The sequence below is a fragment of the Shewanella sp. 553 genome, assembly GCF_059338375.1.
Genome location: NZ_CM181701.1, coordinates 3037365 through 3050046 on the forward strand (window position 1 = coordinate 3037365; position 12682 = coordinate 3050046).

The 12682-nt window shown below is 44.5% G+C and carries 10 protein-coding genes; 6 read left to right on the forward strand and 4 right to left on the reverse strand.

The genetic code is table 11. From position 1 onward, the window contains the following. The first annotated feature begins 130 nt into the window (after positions 1-130). Positions 131-1021 (forward strand): dienelactone hydrolase family protein, encoded by an 891-nt coding sequence (locus tag AC5YBZ_RS13460; RefSeq protein ID WP_494543031.1) that lies wholly within the window; start codon positions 131-133, stop codon positions 1019-1021. Between the two features lie 86 nt (positions 1022-1107). On the opposite strand, the gene AC5YBZ_RS13465 is transcribed toward AC5YBZ_RS13460, so the two are convergent. From AC5YBZ_RS13465 to AC5YBZ_RS13480, 4 genes are all read right to left on the reverse strand, one after another. Then, complete coding sequence (locus tag AC5YBZ_RS13465; RefSeq protein WP_494523834.1) at positions 1108-1605, reverse strand: VF530 family protein; 498 nt, start codon at positions 1603-1605, stop codon at positions 1108-1110. A 195-nt stretch (positions 1606-1800) separates the two neighbouring features. Next, on the reverse strand, positions 1801-2481 hold the full coding sequence (locus AC5YBZ_RS13470) for an energy-coupling factor ABC transporter permease (protein ID WP_494543032.1): 681 nt from the start codon (positions 2479-2481) through the stop codon (positions 1801-1803). Positions 2482-2578: 97 nt separating this feature from the next. After that, positions 2579-3781, reverse strand: a complete 1203-nt coding sequence (locus AC5YBZ_RS13475) for a GGDEF domain-containing protein (RefSeq protein ID WP_494523836.1) — start codon at positions 3779-3781, stop codon at positions 2579-2581. 553 nt (positions 3782-4334) lie between these two features. Beyond that, entirely contained in the window at positions 4335-4457 is a 123-nt protein-coding gene (locus AC5YBZ_RS13480; protein ID WP_494521083.1) for a hypothetical protein, read from the reverse strand. A gap of 1035 nt (positions 4458-5492) precedes the next feature. On the opposite strand from AC5YBZ_RS13480, the gene AC5YBZ_RS13485 reads away from it, so the two are divergent. The 5 genes from AC5YBZ_RS13485 (at position 5493) to AC5YBZ_RS13505 (ending at position 12503) form a co-directional block, all read left to right on the forward strand. Next, positions 5493-5897: a GreA/GreB family elongation factor gene (locus AC5YBZ_RS13485; RefSeq protein ID WP_494523837.1), complete on the forward strand. Its 405-nt coding sequence runs from the start codon at positions 5493-5495 to the stop codon at positions 5895-5897. Positions 5898-6709: 812 nt separating this feature from the next. Next, positions 6710-7159 carry a hypothetical protein gene (locus AC5YBZ_RS13490; RefSeq protein ID WP_494543033.1) on the forward strand — a complete coding sequence of 150 codons (450 nt, stop codon included), beginning with the start codon at positions 6710-6712 and terminating at the stop codon, positions 7157-7159. Positions 7160-7501: 342 nt separating this feature from the next. Continuing rightward, entirely contained in the window at positions 7502-8569 is a 1068-nt protein-coding gene (locus tag AC5YBZ_RS13495) for a PepSY-associated TM helix domain-containing protein (RefSeq protein WP_494523838.1), read from the forward strand. A gap of 434 nt (positions 8570-9003) precedes the next feature. Further along, positions 9004-11073, forward strand: coding sequence for a M13 family metallopeptidase (locus tag AC5YBZ_RS13500; protein WP_494543034.1), 2070 nt, complete (start codon positions 9004-9006; stop codon positions 11071-11073). Between the two features lie 488 nt (positions 11074-11561). Further along, a complete protein-coding gene (locus AC5YBZ_RS13505) occupies positions 11562-12503 on the forward strand; it encodes a TAXI family TRAP transporter solute-binding subunit (RefSeq protein WP_494543035.1) in 942 nt (313 codons plus the stop codon). The last annotated feature ends 179 nt before the right edge of the window (positions 12504-12682 follow it).

A 12682-nucleotide genomic window follows, 5' to 3' on the forward strand; every position in this document is an offset into this window, starting at 1 on the left:
CTTAATAACTGACACTAGGTCGATAACGTGCTTAATCACTGATCTTAGAATTATTTCGAAAACGTAATGGTTAGCCACTATTTATCGCATCAACTGGATTGCCTAATAACAAAAGAGGAAGGGAAGCATAATGGCTCAGCAACCACTTAATCATATCCCCCAAGAAGCTTTCGATTGGTACGACGAATACGCCCATGGCGTGATTGATAGACGCACCTTTATGAAAAAACTGGCCACACTCGTTGCAGTAGGTTATTCAATGACCTTGCTCACCTCGGCATTATTACCCAATTATGCCTTAGCAGAGCAGGTCTCATTTAATGACCCGGACATTAAAGCCAGCTACCAAGAGTTTGACTCACCTAACGGCCATGGCAAAGGCCGCGGCTATTTAGCGGTGCCAACGCAGCTACAGGGGCCGCTGTCCGTGGTATTAGTGGTGCACGAAAACCGAGGCCTTAACCCCTATGTTAAAGATGTTGCGCGGCGCTTAGCCAAAGCAGGCTTTTTGGCCTTTGCCCCCGATGCACTATTTCCCCTTGGGGGTTACCCGGGTAACGACGATGAAGGTAGAACCATGCAAAGCACATTAGCTAAGGATAAGATTCAGCATGATTTTGTCGCTGCAGCGCGCTTCTTAAAATCTCATCCATTAAGCAATAGTCAACTCGGTGCGGTGGGCTTCTGTTTTGGTGGCTATATGGTCAATTATTTAGCGGCGGTGGACAGTCAATTATTGGCCGCCGGAGTGCCCTTTTATGGCACCCCTGCCACACCTGAGCTGCGCAGTAATATCAAGGCGCCCTTACTTATCCAACTGGCAGAACACGATGACAGGGTTAATCAAACTTGGCCTGAGTATGAGCAAGATTTAAAGCGTATTAACGCCAACTATCAGATGTTTACTTACCCCAATACCCAGCACGGCTTCCATAATGACTCGACTCAGCGTTACGATGAACAAAATGCCGAACTGGCATGGAGTCGCACCTTAAGCTTTTTTAAACAGCATCTCAGCTAAAGAGCACCTTTACTAAAAACGATGCTTATAAGATCAAAAAAGGCGAATGGTAAGCCATTCGCCTTTGTTTATCGCCACAATAGCAATCACTTCCCCCAAGGATTATTGGGATCTTGTGATGGCGCTGGGCGATTATGACCCGAACGCTTATTTTGTGCATAGGCATCTTGAGCGCGTGGTTTATCTTTACCGTATTGAGGCCGCGTCTTATTTTGCTTCATCGCCTCATAATCGGCAGTGGCTTTAACGCGCATTTCCTCAATTAACTCAATCGTTAACTCTTGTGGCTTACGAGGCACAATGCCATCGGCAAAGCCACGCTCTCTAGGCTTGAGTTCAAATTGCGCTGCATCACCTTTAGGCATGCGCTTAAAACGATACAGGTAAAAGCTTTCAACCCGCTCTCTGGCCCACTCAGTTTTTTTCAAAAACTTAAGGCAAGCCGCCATATTAGGATTGGTATTAAAACATTCTAAGCGCAACGCCGCGTATAAAATTTTCCAATCATAAAAATCGACGAGTTCAGTGACCATGGTTTCTAAACCTAGGCCATGTAATGGGTTGTTTTGCTGCTGTTCAATCATGGAATTTCCAACGACCGCCATTGCGGTGTCTACAGTATTTGCTGCCAAGCTTGTGCTCAAGCAGCAGTGAATTAGGGTGTTCGAGTACAGTCGATATGCATCGCCTTAAAACCGGCGCACGCCTATATAATTTACTCGCTATGATACCAATAAATCGTCCTGTAGACCCAACAAATATTACCGCTTAAGCCGTAACTAAAAATAATGCTTGTCTGAGTAGTCATATAACCATTGTGGGCGATACACCACCATCATGGTCACTGCCATACCATTGAGTAGCGCTTCAGGAAAACCCAGCAAGGGAATTAACAGCAAATAGTTATCTACCAAGTAATCCCATGGGTAATCACCACTTAACCATAGCCAAGCAGACCAAGCCCCCATATGAAACACCATAGAGAGCAAGCCATTAATAAAAGCCGCGCAAAAAATATAGATAAACAGATGATGCGGTAAATATTGATACACCATGCTGTAAACGGCATAGCAAAGAAACAGGGGCAAGGCGACGGCAACCAATGTATAAATTGCAAAATCAAAAGGTTGCTTTAAAATAAAGGTGGCAAAAAACAGTACAGGTAATAGTGCTATGACCGTTGCCAGACGCCAGCCAAACATTAGCATAAGGGTGACGAGACCTAAAAAATGCAGGTGGATGCCAGCGGTAATACTGGCATCGAGTAACCATAATCCATTAATGGCAAAGGTGGTTAATAACAACCGTGATTGCAACGCTTTATCGTTGATCAGCGTCTTTATATCGGCGCTGGGCCAAATCGCCCATAACCAAATGAGCAGTAGCGATAGCGAGAACAACTGGGCACCGCCTAAATGCCAATTGATATCGCTGAGTCGCTGCAGTAAAAACTCCGTCATGCTCTCTCCAATTAGCACTAGGCTTTATCTTAAATTGGTGTACGTAATCAATTAGCTCCTTGGCGCAATACTGCTCAGTATATTATGGCTGACATGGTTAAGCGCACACCTGATTACGGCCTTTTTTCTTGGCCTTATACAAGGCTTTATCGGCCTGCTTCATGCATTGCTCAAAATTTTGATCACCGAGGTGCTCGGCTAGCCCAATTGATACCGTGACACTGACAATACGCTGTTTATCGACCGCTTTTTTATTACGATTTTTGCTCGCATGGCTATTCTGATTAGCTTTTCGCTTAGTTTCTCTGAGCACAATGTCGTAATCTTCTATCGATTGCCTCACCGCATCGAGATGTTCAATTACCTGTTTAGCTTGCTTATTAGCAAACACAATAGTGAACTCTTCACCACCATAGCGAAATGCCTTACCGCCGCCAGTGACCTGCGACAGTTTTACCGCCACCAACTTAAGCACTTGATCGCCCACATCGTGGCCATAAGTATCGTTAAACTTCTTAAAGTGGTCTATGTCGACCATTGCGACTGTGTATTTTCGACCTAAAGACAAACTGAGATTAAACAGAGCTCGACGCGAAGGTAAGCCGGTGAGCTCATCGCGATACGCCAAAAAATAAGAGTCAAACAGTACAGTCAATAACAGGAACACGGCGATCATATTGAGCTGCACCGCCAACGACTGCCAATCAGCAGCGTAATAATGCATCAGCCATACAATAAACGTCAGCCCAAGACTCGTATGCACTAAGTTACTGTCTTTAATCAGCTTAAACAACATGACCGCGCCAGCTAAGAATACCGGTAATGTGGCTAAGCCATTGGCAGACAAGAAAGACAGATAGCGTTCACGCACCTGCTGCGCCATCTCTGGAGAATGCTCCAGTAGAGTTAACCATAAATAAGCCGCTAAAAAGCTTAATGTAATAATGCCAAGACGTACCAAAGTATGGATACTGAGCAAACCACGGTCTTTGATGAAACAGAATGCCGCAGTGATGACCCCGCCGCCAATAAACACCCATTGATAAGCCTCTCGACTGAGCAGTCCGTGCTGATTTATCCCATAAAACAGCAATAATAAGGTGGCAATATAACTGAGGCGGCTACGATTAAATTGCAGCGCGATCAGCGCCGCAATAGCAAGTAACCAATATGGCATCACCTGTATGGTATCGAGCCAGCCCACCCAGCGAGCACTAAAATAATCGATGGCGCCCAATAACAGGCCAGTAAGCAATAACGGGGCAAGCAGATAGCGGCAAGAGTGATAAAAATGACTCAAAATTTCTCCAATAATCACCATATTCAACATAGGTAATACAGGCAGGTCGTCAATAGATGCCTGTAAAAATGTTGCGGTCCAATCCAAGGCAGCAAAATAAACAAACTGAACGATGCAACTGACTCAAAGCGACCGTTTTGACGTGGCGCTAAAGTACTGCAGCCAGCATTTAATACAAATACCCGCGTGAAATGAGATAGCACACTAACGCAACTGACAATCTCATGGCTTAATAAAAATTGCGCCAAAATTTGAACCAGTATAATCAAAGAGTGAGATTTTTAATGCGTTTAGCCTCACCTCTTGAGCATTGCGAGGCGATTTGACAACCATTATCTCTGGATCACCTAGGGTATTTAATAGCCAAGTTCAGCGGAGTCGGAGAGGATTAAGATGCGAAGTAGGGCAATTAATAATTGCCTACTTCATTAGGCGTTAAAAAGCATTAATTGGCAAAGCGAAAAACAAAAAGGCCAGCAGTATCTGCCAGCCTCTATCCTACAATCGTTGCCAGTGACTAGGTGTCACGTGCACAACGCTAATACCATCTTGGTTACTTAATCTTGTCAAACATACCTTTGTTGGCTTTCTTCGCCAATTTATCGTTGCGTTTTTCTTTAGCCGTTTTTAAAGGTTGTTTCTTGTTCTCTTTACCGCTTTTATGTTCTTTACTCATTTTTAGCTCCAGTGTTTACTGGGGCATCTTAGCTAGGGCTAACCGTTCACAGCTTAGTCATTTTAACGAGCGTTTGATGTCCTGAAGTAAACGTAAGTTACTTGCTCAATATGCAATACACACTATTAATACAACGCATTAATTTAATTAGTTAAAATTGGTGTGATGTCAGCTTCCTACCTGTGCATTAAGACCCCTCCATACTAGCACTAAACTCAGCGATAAAAACCAGTGATTCATTAGAATAAGTTAAGCTAATCCTAGATGTTACAGTTCTAAGGACGATACCATTAAATCGCTTTCACGCCCTCTAGACTGTCGATTCCTCAGGTAGATAGTTAATCAAAAATGATAAGTTATCGATAGCTGAATGAAACGCTAGCCCCTTTACATACCTCTGGGGTTCAACCTAATCCTAGACCTTGTCATTTATCATTCAGCAAACTGCCGCTAAAAAATGGACCATACTCTTTATTTCAGCAGGTATTAATACTACTCATTAAACTTTTTTATTTATAACTATCATACTAATTGCTTAACAAAATAAAAAAACACACGATAAAATGATCAGGCTTGCTTTATTTTTTTAGTTGGCCTAATGTATAGGTCAGTTCATTAAAAACGAACGACCATTATAAAAATCGCTCTAAAACTTAGCTATTACACTAGGTGAAAATTGCAACTCGCAATTAATGAGTAGTGAGTAAATAGTTTTAGAATGGCATTTATCACAGAGGCTAACTTAGATAAATGCTAGTAACATTAAGCGTACAACCCCATTTATTAACAGCGACTGGAGATGTAAAACCTATGTTTACCGATACATTTTCATCACTATTCTCCCAGAAAAAGTGCGCCCCAATTCTAAGCTGCAACTTTTTCGTGCTAACGCGCTTCTCACTTATATTCCCAGTATAAGCCGGGCGCTGCTTGCGCTCGGCAAAATCACTAAATAAAAAATATTAATATCGATATAAGCTGACAAACTTACACCTCGAATTAATCTTTTCTCACTTTTAACCTACTAGAGGAAATATGATTACTTCATTTATTAAAAATGTATTTCAGACATTAACATTAAAAACTGAATCTTATTATTTACAGAATAGCTTTAATGCATCTTTGCGCCCCACAGCACTGGCTGGTGTTATTGCAAAATTAGATGATCTTCAAGATAACGCTTCAAGCGATAAAATTGGTGTCGGGTGCCAAGTCAGCCTTGTGAATATGCAAGACCAACAAGAATATCAAATAGAACTGGTCTACCCGCCCAAACACAAGCCCAGCGCAGGACGTTTTTCAGTTATTTCTGATTTAGGCGCCAGTTTACTGGGGCAGTCTAAAGGGGAGATGGCTCAAGTTAATATTTTAGGCAAACCAGTGCTCTTTATGATCACCCAGGTAAGTAGTAACAAGAAAACCCGCACGACTTTACACTAAAGCATGCTCAGCTCCGTGGCATCATGCTTATTTTACTCGCTGTTGGTGGCGGCTGGTGGCGAACGTCGATAACCCAAAGCACAAGGCTTAGGCTGACATGCTCATGTAGAAGGAGATGTTATTTTGAAGGCATTTATTGGCCGTGAAGATTAATCTAACTTGATAAATCATTAAGCCGTTAACCGCATTTTGGGGCGACATTTACTCAATAGCATGGCAGCGCTTTTAACGTAAGCGCCCAAAAATATCACCAGAAGCGATAGAAATTGTATGACGCTTCAGTGAGGTTAACTCTTAAATATCAAATGGATTAATGTATATAACGCCTCAATTTAAGCTGGAAATAATAATTGAGCCCAAGCGATCAAAATCGAATAACGGCGCGGTATTTGATGGCGAATTAAACGTTGGAGTCGATATCCATGAGTAAAGAAAAGGCAAAGAAAGCGCCACAACGCTCATTAAAAGAGAAACGTAAAGATAAACGCGAGCGCCAAAAATCGTCCGATTAGTTTATCGCTGCAAGCATGAAAGTCATGTTTAAGGCATACGCCTCTTTGAAATGATAAGTCATCGGAGCCTAACAGATCATTGAGCAGTGACCGTTAGGCTCCTTTTTAATGTTTGTACTATACCCGTTTTACCTTCAGCAACTCCCCTCACCTGTCACATTGAGTAAATAAGCAAAATAACCCAGATACGTCTTTTTAATGCATAGCCTCTGCGAATGTTAAGTTGTCTATACTCATTGAGGCTCATACAGCACAGGTTCGAATGAGCATGTAGATATCTTACTCACCGGAGCAAATAAAATGAAAAATCTGTTAATTATCTTATTGGGTACCTTATTGAGTGGCACGATTGTAGCTAAAGACAGGCTTGAAGTTTATCAGGATTATGAACTGGGCAGCGAGATCATTGCCATCACCACAGTGCGTATCGACCCTAATATGGGCGACGTCTACTTAGCGGGTCTGCGCGATAGCTGGGTGAAAGCGGCTAACATTCAAAAAGAACTGGGTTACATTAAAGACTGGAAAATTTATGGCAGCGATCTTCCCACCAGTGGTGATTTTAATATGTTGTTAGTGGTCACCTTCGAAAATGCCAGCGACTTGGAACCCAACAAACAAAAGTACGATGCTTTCATGAAAAAATGGACTAAAGCAGATAAAAAAATGTCTGAAGAGATCTCTGCAAAATACCCCGAGGTCAGAACCCTCACCGGCGAATATCGAATGCGAGAGATCATTCTCAAGTGATCCTACGCTCAGGACTTAAGCATGAAGATTATCAGGCTTAAGTTACCGTCTCAGACGATGGCAATCATATCGTTCACTCCTTCGCTTACTAATAATCCACTGCGGCTTATGACCGCAATACGTTAGCTGCAGTGGCGCGCCTTATAATTTGTGAACTCAACCGCACGACTTTACATTTATTTAATTGAACTTCTTGTTGAGAGTAATTATCATTCTCATAAATAATTTTAAGTTTACGTATTGGCTTAACCATAAAAGCAATCTTGCTTTTTATGATCGCCACGTAACATTAATCACGGAGAATCTGCCAGCAATATCGCTGCGTAGAGTGAGAAGATCAATATGAATCTAGTACCAGCATTAAAGTGGTTCCATAATTGGGTCGGTTTTTGTGTCAGCATCACCATGCTACTCGTATTAACCACTGGAGTGTATTTAGGCAGCGTCGATATCATTAAGCGGCTCGATAACCACGGGCAGACATTTATGCCCTTATCCACTGAGCAGAAAGCCGCTGCTCTGCAGTCGCTATTTGAACGTTACCCTGACATGACCACGGTACGCTTTCCTACCGAGTACAAACCCTATATTCAAGCATCGATGCGCGGCAAGTCTATCGCGTTCGATAATCAGCTCAATGAGCTGTCTGTCAGTGCCTCTGCCGACATTCCCTTTTACAGCACTATTTTTTGGTTACATCGTAACTTTTTACTCGGCGATGTAGGTAAGTACACTAACGCTTGGGCATCACTGCTGGGCGGCGCAATCACCTTGGTCGGTATTTATCTGTGGTGGCGTGTGCGCAAGTCGTTTCGACTCAAGCAGAGTATTCCGCGTAACACTCGCTCCAGCAGCTTGGTAAAAAGCCATATACAACTGGGATTATTTATTTCTGTCCCGCTATTTATTTTGTGCATTAGCGGCTTTTTAATTACTTACAAAGGGCTGTGGATCGATGCAGTAAAATCAGCGCCATCATCGGATATACCATATCCGGTTAGCCAACAAAGTGACTGGCTGAGCCAGCTGAATAACGCCCAGCAATTTTGGCCTGAATCTCAGTTGGTCGCCGTGAGTAAGCCGCGTAACAACAAGACACCCGAGCTCATCTACAGCATACGCTTTGATAGCCACAGCGATGTCTGGTTACGTGAAGCCGACCAAATCAGTATGAATTATCAGCAAGGTATCATTCAGACTGCACTCAAACACAGCGACAGACCACTTTCGGGTCAAATAGCAACGTTTGTTAGACCACTGCATGATGCGCTCAATATGCCACTGAGCTATGTGGTGCTGATCACCTTAGTATCCGGTGTCGGCACACTGATCTTATCGTTTAGTTTAGTAACCTTTTGTCGACGCACCTTTAAACGTAAGCGCAGTTACGCACTTAATCTCCAGCATTAATGGTTAGCCAGTAACCCCCTTAGGCTCAGATAGCCGCCCGCTATCTGAGCTTTATGCACGCCATATCCCACAATTATTTCACTGACGCAGCAAAATGGCCCATCAGGGGTATGAGTTTGGTATCGCCCACGGACATGAAGGTCTCTATCAATCTCTATCAATCTGCAAATCTTGTCTTGGCCAATAGCACGTTAAGGCTCAGTAGAATAATTCATAAGGTGAGGTAACATATCCCCTAAGCGCTCCAGCCCAGTTCCAACCCAAGAGTCCCTCTTAGCTTAACCTCCCAATAACCTCCTCAGCCCCCCCCTTGGCCCCGTGTTTTTGTCGGTTAAAACTTTGCTAACAATTATACGGTTGACATTTTTTGACAGTCTTACAAGATAAACAACATCAATCAACAAGCTACCACCAGCAAGGAAGAATATAAAACAATGAAAAAATCCTTAATAGCCATCGCATTGGCCAGCACTTTTCTTAGTGGCTGTGGCACATCTGATGTAAATACCAGCGATGTAAAAAGTGAAGTCACCACCCCAAGCAAGCAAGCCGAACTGGGCAGCTTTGGGGTCGATTTAACCGCGCGCAACTTAGCCGTTAAACCTGGCGATGACTTCTTTATGTATGCCAGCGGCACTTGGTACGACAACTACCAGATGCCAGCCGATAAGACTCGTTATGGTGCATTTACCGCATTAGCCGAGCGCAGCGAGAAACAGGTCAAAGAGATCATCGATGATATTGCCGCTCGCGATAACCTTAACGCCGAAGAGCAACTAATTGCCGATTTCTATAACGCCTATATGGATACCGATACCATCAACAAACGTGGCATCACCCCTATCCAGCCCACCTTAGATAGCATTGCGGCTATTGATTCTACCGACGATTTAACCACCCTATTTGGTCAGTCTTGGCTTATCGGCAGCACCTCACCCATTGGTGGTGGGATGTGGTTTAATCGCCTCGACCCTAACCAATATGAGATGTCCATTGGCGCTGGCGGCTTAGGTTTACCCGATCGCTCTTACTATTTAGAAGATAGCGAACGCTTCGTTAATATCCGCAAGGCCTATGTGACTCATATTGCCGACATGCTGGCTTTTGCTGGCATCAAAGATGGCCAAGCGCGCGCCGAGGCGATTTTAGCGTTAGAAACCAAGATGGCCGAAGGCCAATGGCCCAGAGAGAAGCGCCGCAACCGTGATTTGACCCTCAATCAAATTAAACGCGAGGATTTAAGTAAACAATATCCAGGTTTTAACTGGGATCGCTATTTTGCCCAAACCGGCTACCAAGTCCCGCAGCTGAATATTTCTCAGCCTGAGCCAGTTAACGCCATGATCGCCTTAATTAATAATGAGGATTTGGCTAGCTGGCGTGATTACCTCACCTTCCACACCATCAGTAACAATGCTGAATTATTGTCGGAAGATATCTACGCCACCAGTTTCGATTTTTATGGTAAAACCTTAAGCGGTCAGCAAGAGCCTCGCCCACGTTGGAAGCGCGCTGTAGAGCAGATGTCTGGCACACAGTCACTGGGCTTTGCTATCGGTAAAGTGTACGTGGCGCGCTACTTCCCTGAGTCATCGAAGCAACAGATGGCGCAATTAGTAGAGAACCTACGCACTGCTTTAGGTGAGCGCATCGATGGGCTCGACTGGATGGGCGACGAAACCAAAGTCAACGCCCACGCCAAACTCAAAGCCTTTACCCCCAAGATTGGCTATCCCGACGTATGGCAAGAGTTTGATGGTTTAATCCTAAGTCGCACCGACTTAGTCAGCAACATCACCAATCTCAGAGAGTTTTTTAGAGCCGATAGCGTCGCTAAAGAGCTAGAAAAAACTGACCGTAACCGCTGGGGCATGACACCACAACGCGTTAACGCCTACTACAATAGCTCGTTTAACGAAATTGTTTTCCCTGCGGCCATCTTACAGCCACCGTTTTTTGATCCTAACGCCGATCCTGCGGTTAACTATGGCGGTATTGGCGCCGTTATTGGTCACGAAATGGGACATGGCTTCGATGACCAAGGCTCAAAGTCTGATGCGAATGGCATTCAACGTAACTGGTGGACAGATCAAGACCGCGCCGCCTTTGATTCCAAAGCCGATCGTCTTGCTGAGCAATACAGTCAATACGAACCGCTTCCTGATAACTTCGTCAATGGCCGCAATAGCCTAGGGGAAAACATCGGCGACGTGGGCGGTTTATCCATGGCCTATCATGCTTATAAGCTCAGTCTCAACGGCAAAGAAGCTCCAATTATAGATGGTCTCACGGGCGATCAACGCTTCTTCTTGGCTTGGGCGCAGGTGTGGAAAGAAAAACGCACCGAGCAGAGCATGCTCAACCAACTGCGCGGTGGCACTCACGCCCCGGGCCGTTATCGCGCGCTCGCGCCACGTAACCATGATGCATGGTACAAGGCGTTCGACGTGCAACCTGGCGATGCGTTATACCTCAGCGAAGAAGAGCGCGTGCGCATTTGGTGATCCAAACAAGATAAGCGTGAACTAAGTGATAGCTAAGTAATTACCGAGCAATATCGCTTATTGACCACGCAACTAAACTAAAATGCCAGTCACTGTGACTGGCATTTTTATAGCTTACATGTCTATTCCTGCCCAACTTTACCCGCATCAACGCCTCACTGATCTCGAAAATAACCTTAACATCATCTGCACTACCGCACAGACTTTAGCCAGCCACAGCCCAGTAACTTGACATCAATCACGTATTAACTGACTATCAACAACACTAAAAACTCAAAAGCATTACCAATTAAAATACTTCTTGCAACAAAGAAGCAAAGTTATCGTCTAATATATTCACGCTGACAACCTTGGAGCATCAGGTGCGTGAACGACAGATAAGCTATCGTTGAACCAACAAATAAAACCACAAGAATAATATAACAATAAGATTTAAAACAATTTTATTGCAGTCACATTCACTGTTTGATAGAAAAAGGGAAACGACTATGATTAATCGCGTCTTAGCACTCGCTCTACTGCTTATGCTGCCAACGGCACTTCATGCCGAAAACTACTCCATCGGAACTGGCGGCCAAAGCGGTATTTACTATCCCTTTGGTGGCGCATTAGCCAAAGTATGGTCTGAACATGTTGACGATGTTAATGTGAAAGCCGAAGTCACCGCCGCCTCGGTAGAGAACACCATTAAAGTGGTTCGAGGCGATATGATTGCCGGCATCGCCATGGGCAATGTGGTTCTTGATGCCTACAAAGGTGAAGGTAAATTTAAGAGCGCTATGCCGGTCAATACCTTGTTTGCGCTGTATCCCAACCTAGTACATGCCATCAGCCTCAAAAAATCGGGCATCACCTCACTAAACCAATTAAAAGGTAAGCGTATCTCGTTAGGGGCGCCAGCCAGTGGCACCGCCGTAACCTCTGCAGCATTGCTCGAATCGATGGGCATTGATATCAAAAACGATATCGATGCGGTTTATCTTAACTACTCAGAAACCACTAACGCCTTAGCCAATGGTCAAATCGATGCTGGCTTTATTGTCGGCGGCCAAGGGGTGGGCGCGGTAACCCAAGTGGCTCTGACCCATGATATCAATCTTATCCCGATCACTGATGAGCAAAGTGCGGCTTTCATGGCGCAATACCCAGCCTACAGCAGCTACACTATCCCTGAAAGTGTCTACAACAAGGTAGGGGCCGTCCCCACATTAAGTGTGTGGAACGTATTGGTTGTGAGCGCTACGATGAGCGATGAAATGGCGTTTAACTTAACCAAAGCGGCATTCGAAAACATGGGCGAAGTACGTAAAGTGGTTAAAGTGGCCGAAGCGACTACACCTGAAAATGCATTTCGCCTAAAGGGAGTGCCACTGCACCCTGGCGCGCAGCAATATTTCGATTCAATTGCTAAGGATGCCAGCGCGAAGTAACCCGCAGGGCATCACTGAGCTGATGCACCGCGCATTTACCCCGCGAAACTGATGTATCTAACATTGGCATCACTAACAAAGGCAACTACACAGTTGCCTTTGTCAGCTTATATCAGTAGCCAGTAACATGATTTTCAGGCTAAGCCGCGGCGGAGCCGTCAACATTCCCGTTTGATAAA